Origin of the sequence: Pseudomonas zanjanensis (assembly GCF_014268745.2) — a bacterium.
GTDB classification, from domain to species: Bacteria; Pseudomonadota; Gammaproteobacteria; order Pseudomonadales; family Pseudomonadaceae; genus Aquipseudomonas; species Aquipseudomonas zanjanensis.
Map to the genome: position 1 here is coordinate 74,198 of NZ_JABWRB020000003.1, position 17,494 is coordinate 91,691.

The 17,494-nt window shown below is 60.6% G+C and carries 16 protein-coding genes; 10 read left to right on the forward strand and 6 right to left on the reverse strand.

Annotation, left to right across the window (positions count from 1 at the left end; genetic code table 11):
• Positions 1-6: 6 nt before the first annotated feature.
• Positions 7-2,880 carry an EAL domain-containing protein gene (locus tag HU715_RS20125; RefSeq protein ID WP_186710754.1) on the reverse strand — a complete coding sequence of 958 codons (2,874 nt, stop codon included), beginning with the start codon at positions 2,878-2,880 and terminating at the stop codon, positions 7-9.
• A gap of 261 nt (positions 2,881-3,141) precedes the next feature.
• Here HU715_RS20125 and uvrD point away from each other — a divergent pair, with 261 nt between their 5' ends.
• From uvrD to HU715_RS20140, 3 genes are all read left to right on the forward strand, one after another.
• Complete coding sequence (gene uvrD, locus HU715_RS20130; RefSeq protein WP_186710753.1) at positions 3,142-5,325, forward strand: DNA helicase II; 2,184 nt, start codon at positions 3,142-3,144, stop codon at positions 5,323-5,325.
• Positions 5,326-5,646: 321 nt separating this feature from the next.
• Complete coding sequence (locus tag HU715_RS20135) at positions 5,647-6,522, forward strand: Tim44 domain-containing protein (protein WP_186710870.1); 876 nt, start codon at positions 5,647-5,649, stop codon at positions 6,520-6,522.
• A gap of 140 nt (positions 6,523-6,662) precedes the next feature.
• The gene (locus HU715_RS20140) at positions 6,663-7,070 is read left to right on the forward strand and encodes an SMI1/KNR4 family protein (RefSeq protein WP_003187120.1); all 408 of its coding nucleotides are present in this window, start codon (positions 6,663-6,665) and stop codon (positions 7,068-7,070) included.
• Between the two features lie 13 nt (positions 7,071-7,083).
• Here the strand turns inward: HU715_RS20140 and HU715_RS20145 are convergent, their stop codons facing one another.
• Positions 7,084-8,847, reverse strand: coding sequence for a cation:proton antiporter (locus tag HU715_RS20145; protein ID WP_186710868.1), 1,764 nt, complete (start codon positions 8,845-8,847; stop codon positions 7,084-7,086).
• Positions 8,848-9,124: 277 nt separating this feature from the next.
• Here HU715_RS20145 and HU715_RS20150 point away from each other — a divergent pair, with 277 nt between their 5' ends.
• Positions 9,125-9,610, forward strand: a complete 486-nt coding sequence (locus HU715_RS20150) for an acyl-CoA thioesterase (RefSeq protein ID WP_053126717.1) — start codon at positions 9,125-9,127, stop codon at positions 9,608-9,610.
• A gap of 170 nt (positions 9,611-9,780) precedes the next feature.
• Here the strand turns inward: HU715_RS20150 and pdxY are convergent, their stop codons facing one another.
• Positions 9,781-10,653: a pyridoxal kinase PdxY gene (gene pdxY, locus HU715_RS20155; protein WP_186706511.1), complete on the reverse strand. Its 873-nt coding sequence runs from the start codon at positions 10,651-10,653 to the stop codon at positions 9,781-9,783.
• 119 nt (positions 10,654-10,772) lie between these two features.
• On the opposite strand from pdxY, the gene HU715_RS20160 reads away from it, so the two are divergent.
• Positions 10,773-11,195: a DUF3301 domain-containing protein gene (locus HU715_RS20160; RefSeq protein ID WP_186706510.1), complete on the forward strand. Its 423-nt coding sequence runs from the start codon at positions 10,773-10,775 to the stop codon at positions 11,193-11,195.
• Between the two features lie 12 nt (positions 11,196-11,207).
• Here the strand turns inward: HU715_RS20160 and HU715_RS20165 are convergent, their stop codons facing one another.
• Positions 11,208-12,173 (reverse strand): CobW family GTP-binding protein, encoded by a 966-nt coding sequence (locus tag HU715_RS20165; protein WP_186706509.1) that lies wholly within the window; start codon positions 12,171-12,173, stop codon positions 11,208-11,210.
• A 27-nt stretch (positions 12,174-12,200) separates the two neighbouring features.
• On the opposite strand from HU715_RS20165, the gene HU715_RS20170 reads away from it, so the two are divergent.
• Positions 12,201-12,554 carry an NADH:ubiquinone oxidoreductase gene (locus HU715_RS20170; RefSeq protein WP_186706508.1) on the forward strand — a complete coding sequence of 118 codons (354 nt, stop codon included), beginning with the start codon at positions 12,201-12,203 and terminating at the stop codon, positions 12,552-12,554.
• Here HU715_RS20170 and HU715_RS20175 read toward each other — a convergent pair.
• Positions 12,551-13,201, reverse strand: a complete 651-nt coding sequence (locus HU715_RS20175; protein ID WP_186706507.1) for a DUF1826 domain-containing protein — start codon at positions 13,199-13,201, stop codon at positions 12,551-12,553. The two genes, HU715_RS20170 and HU715_RS20175, sit on opposite strands and share 4 nt — an antisense overlap.
• Positions 13,201-14,409 (reverse strand): zinc metallochaperone GTPase ZigA, encoded by a 1,209-nt coding sequence (gene zigA / locus HU715_RS20180; RefSeq protein ID WP_186706506.1) that lies wholly within the window; start codon positions 14,407-14,409, stop codon positions 13,201-13,203. The genes HU715_RS20175 and zigA overlap by 1 nt, the downstream gene beginning before the upstream one ends.
• Positions 14,410-14,552: 143 nt before the next feature.
• On the opposite strand from zigA, the gene HU715_RS20185 reads away from it, so the two are divergent.
• From HU715_RS20185 to HU715_RS20200, 4 genes are all read left to right on the forward strand, one after another.
• Positions 14,553-14,945 carry a glutamine synthetase gene (locus HU715_RS20185; protein WP_186706505.1) on the forward strand — a complete coding sequence of 131 codons (393 nt, stop codon included), beginning with the start codon at positions 14,553-14,555 and terminating at the stop codon, positions 14,943-14,945.
• A gap of 117 nt (positions 14,946-15,062) precedes the next feature.
• Entirely contained in the window at positions 15,063-15,959 is an 897-nt protein-coding gene (folE2, locus tag HU715_RS20190; protein ID WP_186706504.1) for a GTP cyclohydrolase FolE2, read from the forward strand.
• Positions 15,956-16,624, forward strand: a complete 669-nt coding sequence (locus HU715_RS20195; protein ID WP_186706503.1) for a metal ABC transporter ATP-binding protein — start codon at positions 15,956-15,958, stop codon at positions 16,622-16,624. The genes folE2 and HU715_RS20195 overlap by 4 nt, the downstream gene beginning before the upstream one ends.
• Entirely contained in the window at positions 16,624-17,490 is an 867-nt protein-coding gene (locus HU715_RS20200; protein ID WP_186706502.1) for a metal ABC transporter permease, read from the forward strand. The genes HU715_RS20195 and HU715_RS20200 overlap by 1 nt, the downstream gene beginning before the upstream one ends.
• The last annotated feature ends 4 nt before the right edge of the window (positions 17,491-17,494 follow it).

Below are 17,494 nucleotides of genomic sequence, written 5' to 3' on the forward strand. Positions count from 1 at the left end.
ATCAGTTCACTTAGCCAAGTGTTCCATCCGCAACAACTTGGCCAACCCCTCGGCTTCCACCGGCCGGCTGATCAGATACCCTTGAACCTCATCGCAACCTTCGTTCCTGAGGAACTCAAGCTGCTCCTGGCGCTCAACGCCTTCAGCCACTACCTTGAGCGACAAGCCATGGGCCATTGCAATGATTGCCCGGGTAATGGCGGTGTCCACGCTGCCCTCGCCCAGTCCCCGAATGAACGCTTGGTCGATCTTCACGTAGTCCACCGGGATACGCTTGAGGTAGCTCAAGGATGAGTAGCCGGTGCCAAAATCATCGATCGCCAGCTTGACCCCAAGGTCGCGCAATTGCTGGAACGTGGCGATGATGTGTTCAACGCTGTCGAGCAACTGGCTCTCGGTCAACTCCAGCTCCAGGTACTGGGGCGCCAGGCCGGTTTCCTCCAGCACTTGTCGCACCAGGCTGACCAGCTTGCCCTGGCGCAACTGATGCACCGACAGGTTGACCGACACCCTGATCGGCTCAAGCCCTTGGCGCTGCCATTCGCACGCCTGCCAACAGGCTTGGCGCAACACGAACTCGCCAATCGGTCCGATCAGCCCGGTCTCTTCAGCCAAGCCGATGAAATCCCCCGGCGGGACTCGGCCCATGGCCGGATGATCCCAACGCACCAGCGCCTCGGCGGCGTTCAGGCGACCGGTGGCCAGGCACAATTTGGGCTGATAAAAGACCTTCAGTTGTTGCTCTTCCAAGGCCTTGCGCAGTTGATTTTCCAGTTGCAGGCGCTCCAGCGTGCTGGCCTGGAGACTCTCGGTGTAGAACTGGAAGTTGTTGCCCCCCAGATGCTTGGCGTGCTGCATGGCCATGTTCGCCTGGCTGACCAGCGTGGCAATTTCTCGCGTGTTGTCTGGCAACAAGCTGATGCCGATGGAGGCACTGAGCACCAATTCATGACCTTCGATGGTCAGCGGCACGCGCAGCTTGGCGGCCAGCCGGGTCGCCACCCGCGCCAGGCTGGAAAGGCTGCCGTAGGCATCGAACAACACCGCAAACTCATCGCCGGATAACCGGGCAATGGTGTCGGCCTCGGGCAGTGCATTGATCAAGCGCCGCGCCATTTTCTGCAACAACTGGTCGGCGATGTCATGGCCGAGGCTATCGTTGAGCAGTTTGAAACGGTCCAGGTTGATATGCAGCAACGCCAGGCTACGCCGTCCACCCTGGCGCACCCGCTGATGAGCTTCGTTCAGGCGCTCGCGGAACAGGGAGCGATTCGCCAGCCCGGTCAGCTCGTCGTAATGGGTCAGGTAGCGCATGCGCTCTTCGGATTCGCGGCGCGCCGAAAGATCGGCGAAAAAGCCCACGATATGGCTGATATTTCCCCGAGCATTGCGCACGACGTTCAGTTGCAGCCATTGCGGGTACAACTCGCCGTTGGCCCGCGCCTCCACCAGCTCACCCTGCCAGGTGCCATGCTGTTTGAGCGCTTGGCGAATGATGGGGTAGTGCCGGCGCGCGTCGCGACTGCACGGCAGGTTGACGACGTTGCGCCCGAGCATGTCATCGATATTGAAACCGGTGACTCGCGTGAACGCTTGATTGGCCGCGAGCAGCACATAGTTGGGGTCGAAAATCACAATCCCTTCGCTGGCGGCCTCGAACACCGTGGCCGCCAGCTGCCGTTGCTGCTCGAGTTCCTTGCTCGCGCTGATGTCGCGCCGAGTCCCGACCATGCGCAGCACCCGTCCGCTGGCGCTGCGCTCCACGGCCCGGCCACGGTCTTCGATCCAGACCCAATGGCCATCGCCGTGCCGCACCCGGTATTCGATCTGGTAATCCTCGCTGCGACCCTTGAGGTGTTCAACCAGGGCCCGCTTGAGCGCCGGCAGGTCTTGGGGGTGCAGGCGCGGAGTGAGATGGCTGAGCATCGCCGTGACGTATTCGGGCTCCAGGCCGAACAACTCCTTGAGCTGGGTGTGATGGACTTCGTCAGTCTGCAGGTTCCAATCCCACAACCCCAGCTCACTGGCCTTGAGGGCCAGGGCCAGGCGCGCCTCGCTTTTGCTCAGGGCCTGGCTGGCGGCCTCCAACTCAAGGCTGCGCTGCGCGACCCGCGCCTCCAGGCCCACTTGGGCCGCCCGCAATTTTTCCTCGGCCGAGCGCCGTTGCTCAACCTCCCGGCCCAGCGCCTCGTTGAGCATCGCACCGCGGGTTTGGGTTTGCTGCAGATGCTCGATCAACGCTTGGTTCTGGAAACGGCGCAACATGCCATTCTGAATCAGGCGATTGACTTGCCAAGCCACCACGCTCAAGGAAACCAACACAATCAGCCCGAGCCAGCCCCACCCCCGCTGCTGCTCATCGCCACCCCAGAAGAGATAGCCGATGGCCGGCAACAGGCAGGGCAAGGCAAAGGACAGGAACGCCGGAAGACTCACGGCATAGGCCACGCTGGCCGACAACGCGGCCGCGCCAATCAGGCCGAACACCCAGGCCTGCTGCTGGAAGCTGTCGGCCGGGACCAACGCGATGCCAGCACCAGCCAGCGTGAGGCCGGTCATCGCCGAGCCCAGCAAAAACATACGCAACCAGATCGGGTGGGCCTGGCGGCTTGGCATTGCCGAATCGAAAGCCGCCACCTGGATCACCCGCAACGCCACCAGTGACAACAACCAGACGAGCCAGACGCTGACCAGGAAATAGCGCCGCGGCTCCCATAACAGTGCGGCGCAGACCAGACCGTTGAGCAGCATGAACAATGTAGGAAGCAGTGAGCCCTGATACAGCAGACGTGTGCGCTCGACCGCCATCTCCGTGGCGTACTGCTTGCAGATGACCCGCGGTTCCACACAGGGGCCCGCCGGATCGGAATTGAGGGTCATTGGCACTGTTCTTGTTCTTATAGAGAGGAGCGTGGAGAACCCGAAACAAGCGCCGAGCATACACAAGCCATGGGCCATCCCACACTGCCCCAGCTCATAAAAACATTGAAAAAAGTCGCTATTTCATTGGATGGCGCCCCTCCCGAGCGAGTCCTGCCAACGCCTGTAGCCCGTGACTCGCCGGTCATCACCAAACGGTCTTTTATCGGCCGATGCAAAGCTCGGTTTGCCCGGGGTGACGCCGCACCCTAGAATGCTCCGATGCGCGATGATCTCTCCCTTCTGCTGAACTCCCTCAACGATGCCCAACGCCAGGCCGTAGCCGCCTCCGTGGGTCGTCAGTTGGTCCTGGCCGGTGCCGGCTCCGGTAAAACCCGAGTGCTGGTGCACCGTATCGCCTGGTTGATCCAGGTCGAGAACGCCTCGCCCCATTCGATCCTGTCGGTGACATTCACCAACAAGGCCGCGGCGGAGATGCGCCATCGCATCGAACAACTGATGGGCATCAACCCCGCCGGCATGTGGGTCGGCACCTTCCACGGCCTGGCGCACCGCTTGTTGCGGGCGCATTGGCAGGAGGCCGGGCTGAGCCAGACCTTCCAGATCCTGGACAGCGACGACCAGCAACGCCTGGTCAAGCGGGTGATCCGCGAGCTGGGCCTGGACGAACAACGCTGGCCGGCCCGCCAGGCCCAATGGTTCATCAACGGCCAGAAAGACGAAGGCCTGCGCCCGCAGCATATCCAGGCCAGCGGCGACCTGTTCCTGGCAACCATGCGCAGCATCTACGAAGCCTACGAGGCGGCGTGCCAGCGTGCCGGGGTGATCGACTTTTCCGAGCTGCTGCTGCGGGCCCTGGACCTGTGGCGCGACCACCCGGGCCTGCTGGCTCACTACCAAAAGCGCTTCCGGCATGTACTGGTGGACGAGTTCCAGGACACCAACGCCGTGCAATACGCCTGGTTGCGCCTGCTCGCCAAGGGCGGCGACAGCCTGATGGTGGTGGGTGACGACGATCAGTCGATCTACGGCTGGCGCGGCGCCAAGATCGAGAACATTCACCAGTACTCGGCGGACTTTCCCGACGCCGAAGTCATCCGCCTGGAACAGAACTACCGCTCCACCGCCGGCATCCTCAAAGCCGCCAACGCCCTGATCGCCAACAACACCGGGCGCTTGGGCAAGGAACTGTGGACTGATGGCGGCGAAGGCGAAGCGATCAACCTCTACGCCGCCTTCAACGAACACGATGAGGCCCGCTACGTGGTGGAAACCATCGAGAGCGCGCTGAAAACCGGCCTGGCCCGTAGCGACATTGCCATCCTGTACCGTTCCAACGCCCAGTCGCGAGTGCTGGAAGAGGCCTTGCTGCGCGAACGGATCCCTTACCGCATCTATGGTGGCCAGCGCTTCTTCGAACGTGCGGAAATCAAGAACGCCATGGCCTATCTGCGCCTGATCGAAGGTCGGGGCAACGACGCGGCCCTGGAGCGGGTCATCAACGTGCCTACGCGGGGCATTGGCGAGAAAACCGTCGAGGCGATTCGCGATCACGCGCGCCACAGCCATGTGTCCATGTGGGAAGCCATGCGCCAGCTGGTCACCAACAAAGGCGTGACCGGTCGCGCCGCCGGTGCCCTGAAGGCCTTCATGGACCTGATCGAAGACCTGGCCGCCAAGTGTGGGGAAATGCCCCTGCACTTGATGACCCAGACCGTCATCGAGCAGTCCGGCCTGATCGCCTACCACGAAGCGGAAAAAGGCGAGAAAGGCCAGGCCCGGGTGGAAAACCTCGAGGAACTGGTCAGCGCCGCGCGCAACTTCGAGAACACCGAAGAAGACGCAGACCTGTCGCCCCTGTCGGCCTTCCTCGGTCACGCCTCGCTGGAGGCCGGCGACACCCAGGCCGACGAACATGAAGACAGCGTCCAGCTGATGACCCTGCACAGCGCCAAGGGCCTGGAATTCCCCTACGTGTTTCTCGTGGGCATGGAAGAAGGCCTGTTCCCTCACAAGATGAGCCTGGAAGAGCCGGGACGCCTGGAAGAGGAACGACGCCTGGCCTATGTCGGTATCACCCGCGCCATGCAGAACCTGGTCATGACCTACGCCGAAACCCGACGCTTGTATGGCAGCGAGACCTACAACAAAGTGTCGCGCTTCGTACGTGAAGTGCCGAAGGGCTTGATCCAGGAAGTGCGGCTGTCCAACAGTGTCAGCCGACCGTTCGGCGGCGGCCAGCAACAAAGCACCAGCAGCTTGTTTGGCGGCAGCGATATCCCGGAAACCGGCTTCAGCCTCGGCCAGACCGTGCGGCATTCGGTATTCGGCGACGGCGTTATCCTCAACTTCGAAGGCGCCGGCGCCCAGGCCCGGGTGCAGGTGAATTTCAGCGAAGGCAGCAAGTGGCTGATGCTGGGGTATGCCAAGCTCGAAGCGATCTAAAGACCCACAGGAAGCACCCTCTGTGCCTCCTGTGGGAGCAAGGCTTGCCCGCGATAGCGATCGGTCTGACACATCTATGTCGAATGGGCCACCGCTTCGCGGGCAAGCCTTGCTCCCACAGGTATAAAACCCCCACCCACATTGTAGTTTCCGATAGAACTTGTTCCCCTTTCCTACAGCCCAAAGCGAACAAGCCTTCTTGCACAGCCGAAGCTGAACCTAAGCTGTCACGCAAAAGCCCGAAACACTCTCCCGCTAGCCAGCAACAGTTCAGCTGTGCAACATGGCGCGCGTGCTATCCACAAATGGGAATGCCTTTATATGAAACGTTTTCTTAGCATCGCCATGGCGTTGTGCATCGGCCTGACGATGGCCATCGACGCCAATGCCGCCAAGCGCTTTGGCGGTGGTAAAAGTTCGGGAGCAGCCCCGACTCACCAGACCAGCCAGATGGCGCCGTCTTCTGCCGCCGGCTCTACCGCTGCCACCGCAGGCGCGGCCGGTGCCGCGGGCGCTGCCACCAAGGCCAGCGGCGCGTCGCGCTGGCTCGGCCCCCTGGCCGGCATCGCTGCCGGTGGCCTGCTCGCCTCCATGTTCATGGGTGACGGCTTCCAGGGCATGCAGATCTTCGACATCCTGATCATGGCGGTCATCGCCTTCCTGGTCTTCCGCTTCATTGCCGCTCGTCGTCGCAAGCAGCAGGAGCAACTCGCTCCAGCTGGCCACGCGCCGATGCAGCGTGAAGTGTTCAACCAGCAGCCTGCCAGCGGTTCGATCTTCGGTGGTTCGGCAGCGCCTGTGGCCGTCCGTCCGGTCATCAATGCGCCAGCCTGGTTCAACGAAGGCCGCTTCGTCGAAGCCGCGCGCAACCATTTCATGTCCCTGCAGCAACATTGGGACGCGAACGAAATGGACAAGATCTCCGAGTTCGTGACCCCGCAGCTGCTGGAGTTCCTCAAGCGCGAGCGGGCCGAACTGGGCGATGGCTTCCAGTCCACCTACATCGACAATCTGAACGTGCAACTGGACGGCGTCGACGATCGCGCCGACAAGACCATTGCCACCCTGACCTTCAGCGGTGTGTCGAAGGATTCTCGCTTCGACAAGGGCGAAGCGTTCAGCGAAAGCTGGAACATGGAACGTGCCCAGGGCGATGACCAGCCTTGGCTGGTGGCCGGTATCCGCCAGAACGGTTGAACCTTTACCGTTTTTGCATGTTGAAATAAAAGAACCCCGGCTCAGGCCGGGGTTTTCTATTTCGCGGTTGCATCTATAGCGAGCTACTGTATAAACCGCTCCATATAAAACCGCGCCATCGAGAAAGAGGATCCCCGGACGTGGAAGAAATCATCGAACAATTGCGTGAAGCCAACGAGCCCGTACCGGTCCCGCTGGAATTGCCCGACGAAGACTTGCTGGTAGAGATCGAAGAGCAGCTGTTCATCGATATCCCGTTCGTCTTCAGGGAGTTTTTGCTGACCGTCAGCGACGTCGTCTACGGCAGCCTGGAACCGGTAACCGTCACCGATCCACAGTCCCACACCTACCTGCCGGATGTGGCCGCCAATGCCTGGGATGCCGGTGTCGACCGCAGCCTGATCCCGATCTGCCAGGACGGCGATGATTATTACTGCGTCGAAGAGGACGGCACGGTGGTGTTGTGGCAAGCCGAAGAAGAACTGATCGCCGAGGAAACCTGGGAATCGGTCTGGCACTGGGCCCGGGACGTCTGGCTGGAAAGCTGAGCCCCGCTGCCGGTCAATGCCCGGACGACTCCTTGTGGTTGTCCAGGGTTTCAAGCAAGGCCACCTGCATCCGCGTATGCAAGCGGATGAACCAGCGCCAGAGCAGTGCCGCCACGGCAGTCGCCACCACGGCAATCAGCACAAGCAACTTGTTGGTCGGCAGGATGCTGGCCGACAAGGCTGCCAATAGCAGGAAGATCACCAGCAGCGAGAGAATCGGGATCACTTCGGCGATCACCCGGCGCACGCGCTGGGTGTGGCGGCCAGCCATCTCCGGCTTCACGCCCATCTCCGCCAGCAGCATCGACAGCGCCTTGAGCTTGCGGTAAGCGGCGATCAGGAACGGCAGCGACAGCAGTAACGCTCCGCCCCAGATCAATGCTTTTTGCCAGCTCGGATCGCTGATCCAGGCTTGCAGGTAAGCCGACATCCGCTCGGCGAAATATCCCCCCGAGACAAAAATGGCGATGACCAGCGCCAGGTTGACGCCGACCTGCAGGAGAATTCGCCGGATCATCGACGCCAGCATCGCGCCTTCGCCGTGGGGCTGGATGCTACGCAGCCATTCGCCATACATCCCCAGCACTCGCGTCAGCCGTTGCGGCATGGCCGTTGCCAACTTGACGGACAGCGGGTCGGCGGCCCGGATCAAGTAAGGCGTCAGCAGTGTGGTCAGCACCGAGACGGCGACCGCTACCGGGTAGAGGAAATCGCTGGTGACCTGCAGGGTCATCCCCAACGACGCGATGATGAAGGAGAATTCGCCGATCTGCGAAAGCCCCATCCCAACGCGCAACGAGGTGCGTCCATCGTTGCCGGCGATAAAGGCACCGAGGCCGCAGGACAACATCTTGCCAAGCACCACGGCGCCCGTGATCACCGCAATGGGCCAGGCGTATTGCAGCAATATCGCCGGATCGAGCATCAGCCCGATGGCGACAAAGAAGATCGCGCTAAATAAATCACGCACCGGCTCCACCAACCGCTCGATCTTCAGCAACTGCCGGGACTCGGCCATGATTGCACCGATCAGGAACGCCCCAAGCACCATGCTGTATTCCAGCTTCACCACCAGCAGGCAGAAGCCGAAACACAGGCCCAGTACGGTAATCAGCAGCATTTCGTTGCTGTCGAACTTCGCCACGTAGGCCAGCAACCTCGGCACCAGCAGGATGCCGATGACCAACGCGACGATCATGAACAGCGACAACTTGCCAACGGTGGAAAACACCTCGCCGGAGCTCACGGTGCCGCTGACGGCGATGCTCGACAGCAAGGCGATGATGCCGATACCGAGGATGTCCTCGACGATCAACACCCCGAAGATCAACTGCGCGAAGCGCTCGTTCTTCATCTTCAGGTCGTTGAGGGCCTTGACGATGATGGTGGTGGAGGAAATGGCCAGGATCGCGCCCAAAAACAGCGAGTCCATGGTGCTCCACTCGAACCAGCGACCGATTTCATAGCCGATCCAGATCATCAACACGATTTCGAGGAACGCCGCGATGAAGGCCGTGGCGCCGACCTTGAACAGTTTGCGCAGGCTGAATTCCAGCCCCAGGCAAAACATCAGGAAGATCACCCCGAGCTCGGCCAGGGTCTTGATCGTGTCTTCGTCGTGGATAAACCCAAACGGCGGCGTGTGCGGGCCAATGATGAAGCCGGCCACGATGTAGCCCAGTACCACCGGTTGTTTTAAACGATGAAAGAGTACGGTTACCAGCCCCGCAGCCATCATGATGATCGCCAGATCCTGGATGAAACTGATGGCATGCATGTCGGGGCTCCCTGTTCAAATGACGCACTGCCGAGCTGGAGAAATCCGTTTCCGCTGTAGGAATTGCCCTCGCAAGGGGCTTTTGAAGGGTAACACCGCGACTTCCGACAAAAAGACGGTGCAATATATGGAAACAGATCCATCGGCGCGTGACGGCAAGCACAGGCGCAGCGTCCCGATATCGGTGGTTTTAAAACGGGGTGACCTGTTTGCAGGCCACTCACCAGCATCCGCAGAGGTGCACTCCCGAATGACTGCCTTGAACCGTGAGTACGTTATGGAACCCGGAAACGCCCAGCTGTCGATGACGGTGTTGATGACCCCCGATATGGCCAACTTCTCTGGCAATGTCCATGGCGGCACCTTGCTCAAATACCTCGATGAAGTCGCCTACGCCTGCGCCAGCCGCTATGCCGGGCGCTACGTGGTGACCCTGTCGGTTGACCAAGTGATCTTCCGCGAGCCGATTCATGTCGGCGAGCTGGTGACCTTCCTGGCCTCGGTGAACTACACCGGCAACACGTCGATGGAAGTGGGCATCAAAGTCGTGACCGAAAATATTCGCGAACGCTCGGTGCGTCACACCAACAGTTGCTTCTTCACCATGGTTGCGGTGGATGACCAGCGCAAACCCGCTGCCGTGCCGCCCTTGCAGCCGCAAAACAGCGAAGAAAAACGCCGCTACGAACAAGCCCAGCAACGGCGGCAGATTCGCCAGGAACTGGAGAAGCGTTATCAGGACATCAAGGCGGACGGGCCTTAACTGGAGCGACTGTCCATTCGACCGAGTCGCCCCTTTCGCGAGCAAGCCCGCTCCCACAGTTAACCGAGTGCCTTTGTGGGAGCGGGCTTGCTCGCGAAAGGTGCATCACATTCACTATCAATGTCGCTGTTACACCGCTATCGCGAGCAGGCTCGCATGGCCTGCATTGATCAGAGGCTGATCGGCACCGCCTCGAACCGCACCCGTGGATGGGCGATCCGGTCCTGGGCACGGACCAACTCCAATTCATAGCTGGTGCAGGCCTGGGTTTCCAGCAGCACTTCGTGCACCGCAGCGGCGGTGAATTCAAACGCCGCCACCAGGCCATCCCCCAATAGTATCCGTGCCAGGAACAACCCCGAGGTCAGGTCACCCACACCCACCGGCTGGCGCGGGAAAGCCAACAGTGGACGGCGCAGGTGCCAACTACCCTCGGCGGTCACCAACAGCATTTCGAAGCTGTCATCAGGTTTGCCGGGGTACGCCAAGTGCTTGACCAGCACCGCTTTCGGCCCACGGGCCAGCAGCGCGCGAGCCATCGCCAGGCAGTCCAGCAACGACTGCGCCTTGCGCCCGGAAAAACTGTCCAGTTCCAGTTGGTTCGGGCACATGAGGTCCGCCACGGCAGCGGCTTCTTCCAAGAGAAATTTGCTCACCTCGGGCGCCACGATACAGCCCTTCTCTGGATGCCCCATGACCGGGTCACACAGGTACAGCGCCTTTGGATTGGCCGCCTTGATCCGCGCCACGCCCGTCAGAATCGCCCGCCCCTGGGCCGCGCTGCCCAGGTAACCGGATAACACCGCATCGCAATGCCCCAGCTCACCGATGGCGGCGATGCCTTCTACCAATGCAGGTATTTGCTCGGGCGCCAGCACCTCGCCGGTCCATTGGCCGTACTGGGTGTGATTGGAAAATTGCACGGTATTGAGCGGCCAGACGTTCACACCGACCCGCTGCATCGGAAACACTGCGGCGCTATTGCCGGCGTGCCCGAACACCACGTGGGACTGAATGGCAAGCAGATGAGGCGTACGTTTCATGCGGGAAGTTTCCGTAAAACGATTGAAATTCAAGCCGCGCAGTATGCGACTAAACGCAGCCTGTACGACAGACCGGCGAGACAGTTAAGCTGACAGCAACTTGTCGGAGCACTTCGTTCATGCTGACCCTTGGAAACATTTTCGTGCTGATGCTGCTGGCTAGCGGCGGCGCCTGGCTGTGGCACAACCATGGCTTGCGCGAACGGGCGTTGGCGAGGGTCGTGCAGCATTGCGCCAACCTCAAGATCGAGCTGCTGGACGGCAACGTGGCGCTGAAAAAAATCGGCTTCGTAAAGGACGCCAATGGTCGACGACGCCTGGCTCGCGTCTACACCTTCGAGTTCACCGTCACCGGCGAAAGCCGCCATTCGGGCACCATCACCCAGTTCGGTGCCCACAGCGCACACATAGAACTGGCGCCCTACCCGATGCCGTTCGAAGAAACACCACCAACCCCTATTGAACCGGTCCAGACCAGGCCCAGGGCCGAAGTCATCGAGTTGAGCCAGTGGCGCCAGGAACACAACAAGTGGAAGCCTTGAAACAGGGTTGATTCAGGCACACCGGCAGTTCGCCAGACCGGCTTGCAGGTGATCGACGTCTTGCGGCTGATCGAAAATCAGCTCGATCCGGGAATCCTGGCGCCATTCGCTGGCCTGCCAGCCCAGCGCCGTCCCTTTCAACGCATTGGCTGAAACCCAACCGTCGACGCTGTGGATAACCAGCTTCGCCCGTTTCCAGTCTTGGCCTTGTAGCCATCGCGTCAATGCCGCTGCGTCGAATTGCTGGCTGGGGTGCCAGCGCCAACCAATACTCCAGCCACCTTCCTGCTGCTGATACAAACAGATCGGCATCGTCGGGTCGGGCCAGATGGCCGGTATCTGGCCCAAGCGCTTCGGTAGATTCAAGTTATCCACAGCCCCACTGCCCCGAGCCGCAAGGCCTGGCAATCGATCGATCGGCAGCGCAGCCTGTTGCGTCCAGTACAACGCCCGCCCTGGCAGTTGCGCCGTCAACCGTTCGCGATCGGCTTGGGTGAGGGTGTCGGAGTTGTTCAGCACCAGCAGTCCGGCATCCGCCAAGGCTTGTTGCTGTGCATCGGGCAAGGGTTTGCCGTCCGCCATCGCCCGGGCATCCAACACCAGCACACAGGGTTGCACCGCCAGCACGCCGAGCCATGGCGCTTCGCTCAACTGCCGCATCAACTGCGCCGGATGTCCCAAGCCCGAGGGTTCGATGAACAGCCGATCCGGCCGGGCCTTGCGCAGCAAACGCCCAAGACCGATCTGAAACGGCGCGCCATTGACGCAGCACAAGCAGCCGCCGGCCACTTCGCCCAGTGCGATACCATCGCCAGCCTGGGTCAGCAGCGCGGCATCCAGGCCGATCTGGCCAAACTCATTGATCAGCACCGCCCAGCGCTCATTGGCCGGGCGTTGGGCCAGCAGATGTCTGATCAGGCTGGTCTTGCCGGCGCCCAAGGGACCGGCGATGACATGGGTGGGAATGTGCTGCAACATAATCGACGACTTTCGATGGAGGTGAACATGCGGATGATCGGCTGGTTGTTACTGGCATTGACGTCGAACCAGGCATTGGCCCAGGCCTGTGTGGTCCACAGCCAGGCGGAACGACTGGATGTGAAAGTCTGCCAGCAGAACCGCAACATCCCGCAGAAGCTGTTTGCCGACGGTTTCTGCCAGCCAAACCTTGCCGGCCAGAAAGTCGAGGTGCAATACGTCGATCAATGCCCTGGCGGCGCGTTCGGCGTGTGCAGCAACGCCCAGGTCGCCAATATGCCTTACCGCCAGGATATTCACTATTACGGCGTGGCGACCGATGCCGCTTACCTGCAGCCATTTTGTGAGGGGAAAAGCCAGGGAACTTGGCTCAAGCCTTAAGCCAGCCAGTCCAGCGTGAGAATCAGGCGACGCTCTCCCGGCGCGGGCTCCGGCGAGCGATGGATCAGGCCAAACCCCTCATTACCGTGCCATTTCTCGCCTTTAAGCAAGCCGACATCACCGCAACCAAACTGCTGGATCACGCGCGGATCAACCGGCCCGGCTTCAGGCTGTGCCAGGCGCCGGCGGTCCATGACCTCTTCCTTAAGCCACTGGCTACCGACACCCGCATAGGTAGTCAGCAACCGCACCGGCACGTGGTCGACATGGAAGCGCGGGCACATGGCCTTATCCAGGGTGCGTAGACGCAAACCGACACGTTGGGCGCCCAGCAGGCAGGCAAACGCGCTGACGAGCCAGGAAACATCGGCGATAAAGCCTTCATAGCCCTGCAGGTCGCTGAAACCCGCAGCCAGGCCGTGCAGCGCCGGCTGGGTGTCTTCCTCTGGCAAGTCGAGCACACGGGATTCGGCCAGTGGCTGGTCCATCGCCAGCACCATGGCGGCAAAATCGCCGATGTGTGCAGGAAGCTGCCGCTGCCAGACTGCCAGGTTGGTGCCGTCCTCCAGGATCTTCGTGAAGATGCCTGGCGTGTCGCCTTGGACCTGCCGGACCTGCATCATTTTTTTCAAAGCCGGCGCCAGCATCACGCTGCGACCTCTTCATGCCATGGGCCGAACGGATCGGGCAACAGCCGCCAGCTTTCAACGCCGAGGGCCATTTCCGCATCGGTGAGCAGGCAATCGTCCAGCTCAGCGGTAAGTTGGGCAAAATCGATGTCCTGGCCAATGAAGACCAGTTCCTGGCGACAATCGCCCGTGGCGGCCAGCCAGTTCTTCATGATTGTCACCGTGCTCTCTTCATCCTGCGGCCATTGATTCTTCGGCACGAACCGCCACCAGCGCCCGGCGAAACCATGCCGCATCAACCCTCCCGCCTGGGACCAACTGCCCGCCTCCTCAGGCTTGCTGGCCAGCCAGAAAAAACCCTTGGAACGCAGGAGCTTGCCGTTGGGCCACGGACGGTCGATGAAGCTGAAGAACCGTTGGGGATGGAACGGCCGGCGGGCACGGTAGGCAGTCGAGGCGATGCCATATTCCTTGGTTTCTGGCACATGTTCGCCACGCAGTTCCTGTAGCCAGCCGGGCGCCTGGGCGGCGCGTTCAAAATCAAAAAGCCCCGTGTCGAGAATTCGGCCCAGGGGCACCTGCCCCATGACCATGGGAATGATCTGCGCCTGGGCGTTGAGGCGCCGCAAAATCGCGCTCAACTCTTCCCGCTCGTGCTGGCTGATCAAGTCGATCTTGCTGATCAGAATGACGTCGGCAAACTCGATCTGTTCGATCAGCAAATCGGTGATCGAGCGCTCATCTTCTTCTCCCAAGGTTTCGCCCCTTGAGGCCAGGCTTTCGGCAGCTTGGTAATCCAACAGGAAGTTCACCCCATCAACCACCGTGACCATGGTGTCGAGTCGCGCCACGTCGGCCAGGCTTCGGCCTTCTTCATCACGAAACGTGAAAGTTTCCGCCACGGGCAACGGCTCGGAGATCCCCGTGGATTCGATCAACAGGTAATCGAAACGCCCTTCCCTGGCGAGCTGCCCGACTTCTTCAAGCAAGTCCTCACGCAGCGTGCAGCAGATGCAGCCGTTGCTCATCTCGACCAATTTCTCTTCGGAACGACTCAGGGTGACATCTCGCTGGACTTCGCTGCCATCGATGTTGATTTCGCTCATATCGTTAACGATTACGGCGACCCGCAAATTGTCGCGATTACGCAGGACGTGGTTGAGCAGCGTGCTTTTACCGGCACCGAGAAATCCGGAAAGCACGGTTACGGGAAGGCGATTGGGCATCGGTATATCCTCATCGGACGGCCGCTTCGACGACGGCTCGTTTCCAGGGTTTGGCTGGGTTCAGGGCCTGGTTCTTTTAATGTTATAGTATAACAACACAATTCAACCAGCCCCGCCGGCTCTCATTGGTCCGAGATCAATCCATGCGCAACCATCTGAAGTTTGTTTTGGCGGGTCCGCTGTTGTTATGGGCGCTGAGCGCGGCGGCCCAAAGTCCACTATTGGCGAACTGCACCCGAAGCGCGAATTTTCTGGCCTGCGTGGATGAACAAGGCAATGCCTACAGCGTCGCGACCGCGGGAAATACAATTTATTTGCGCGGTTTTGAAGCCGTCGGTCGCCGCTATTGGGCGCAAACAAACAGCCGTTACGGTCAGCTTACGTTCTTTACGGGCTTGGCATCGGATGGAGAAAGTTGGGTTGGCTACAGCCGGCGTGTGGGCTGGACAACCCTTAATCGCTTTTCAAGCTCGGGCGGTAGCGGCGGATCATTTGTATGCGGTCGTATGAACGGCTGTCAGGCTTCACCGCGCTGATGTTTCACGTGGAACATGAGCGTTTAGGAAGATGAAACTCCCTTCATGGAAAAAGGCTTCTTTAATTAGATCGTTATACTATAACATCTAATTTTGAACCTTCGATGGGCCTCAGCCATGAATGCGTTAACGTTGCCCGACGTGGCTGCGCAGGTTTCACGTCAAACCCTGCCCCTTGATTGGGTGGGCATGTGTGGCATCGCAACACCAGTATTGATTGACGGTCAGCGTCTAAGTGCGACGGCCGACGCCGGCGTCAGCCTTGATGACGGTGAAGCTCGCGGTATCCACATGTCACGTTTATACCTGGCGCTAGGGTTGCTTGAGGAAAGGCCACTTTCACCATCGCTAATGCGCCAAATCCTGAAGCAATTCCTCGACAGTCATGAAGGTTTGTCCGTTGCGGCATCGCTCAGCGTGCACACCGATCTGCTGCTCAAGCGTCCGGCGTTAATCAGCCCGTTGATGGGCTGGAAAGGCTATCCGGTGAGCATTGAAGCTCACTTGAAAAACACAATGTTCCACGTGGAACTGAAAATCCAGATTCCCTATTCCTCGACTTGCCCATGCTCGGCAGCCCTTTCCCGGCAGTTGATTCAGCAGCAATTCGTCGACGACTTCGCCAACAAGACACTCGAGCACGCTGAAATCCTGGCTTGGTTGGGTTCATCGAAGGGCATCGTCGCCACCCCACATAGCCAGCGCAGTACCGCAACCCTGACCCTGCGCCTGGACGCCGATGTTGAGGAATTGCCCCTACAGTCGTTCATCGACGAAGCCGAAGCAGCCCTCGGCACCGCTGTGCAGACCGCCGTCAAACGCGCCGATGAACAAGCATTTGCCCTGGCCAACGGCCAAAACCTGATGTTCTGCGAAGACGCTGCGCGGCGACTGAGCACGGCCCTGGCCCGGTCCCCCGGGATCACTGCCCTGGAGGTACGCGTCGTTCATGCCGAAAGCCTCCATGCCCATGACGCCGTCGCTCAAAGCCGCTGGACCCGAGACCTATCATGATCAACTGCCAAGCACTGCGCTGGGGCATTTCCGGCCAACCGCTCACGCCGCCGCTCGCCATGGAGCGACCGGAAGGCAGCCTCACCGCCATCATCGGTGCCAACGGCTCAGGCAAAAGCAGTTTGCTGAAAGTGCTCGCAGGACTGCAAAAACCGCTCTCCGGCAAGGTCACTCTAAATGTTCCACGACGTGGCGGCGTCTCATTCATGCCACAGCAGCAACATCTGGATCGGCAATTTCCCATCAGCTTGCAAGAACTGGTGGCCGCCGGTTCCTGGGGCAATCGGCACACGCCTGCGATGCGAAGACAGTTGCTGCAAACCGTACTCAAGGATTGGGCACTGAGCGGCCTTGAACATCGTCCCTTGATGGCGTTGTCCGGGGGCGAGTTGCAACGCGCCCTGCTCGCTCGCCTGAGCCTGGCCGAAGCGCCTTTGCTGTTGCTCGACGAACCCCACGCCGCCCTCGACGAACAAGGCCAGGCGCTGCTGTGGAAACACATTCATCGATGGCATGCCGCGGGCAGAACGATCGTCGTGGTGTGTCATGATTTGGCAGCGGTACGCCAACATGTCCCCCATACGCTGCTGATCAAAAACACTGGCTGCGTGCTGGGTCGCAGTATCGACTTGATTGCCCAACAACCCCAAACGTGGGTGGCTTGATGCTCACGGCCACGCATTTCTGGCAACCCTTCCTAGAGTTTGTCTTTATGCGTCGGGCCTTGCTGGGCGGCCTGGTGTTGGCGTGCAGCACGGCGCCGTTGGGTGTGTTCTTGATTCTTCGGCGCATGAGCTTGATTGGTGACGCGGTGGCTCACGGCATTTTGCCTGGCGCTGCCTTGGGCTTCTGGTTTGCCGGACTAAGCCTGCCAGCGTTGACCATTGGCGGCCTGGGCGCGGGCTTGAGCATGGCCGGACTCGCCGCCTGGATTACCCGCCGCACCGGCCTGCGAGAGGACGCCAGCCTCGCGGCGATTTATCCAATTTCTTTGGCCGCGGGTGTGCTGATCCTTGGCATGGCGGGCAAACGCCTGGACTTGCTTCACCTGCTGTTCGGCTCGGCCTTGGCGGTAGACAGCCCGACACTCAACGGCATGCTGTGGGTTTCCGGCGCCAGCCTGGTGGCGATGGCGTTGATCTATCGACCGTTGCTGCTCGATACCCTGGACCCGCTGTTCCTGCAAACCGTCAGTCGTCTCGGTCCGTTGGCCCATGGCGTGTTCCTGACCCTGGTGGTGCTGAACCTGGTGATCGGCTTCCAGGCCATCGGCGCACTGATGGTGGTCGGCCTGATGATGCTGCCGGCCGCCGCGTCGCGATTCTGGAGCCGTCGTCTGCCGCTGCTGATGCTCATCGCCGGGCTGCTCGGTTGCCTCTCGGTCTGGCTTGGCCTGTTGCTGTCTTTCTATTTCTCACTGCCCAGCGGGCCGTCCATCATTCTGGTGGCAGGCGTGTTGTATCTGTTGTCGGTGGTGTTCGGTCCGGTGCACGGTTTGCTGCGCCGCCCGCCTTTGCTCACATCCCAATGAGGTG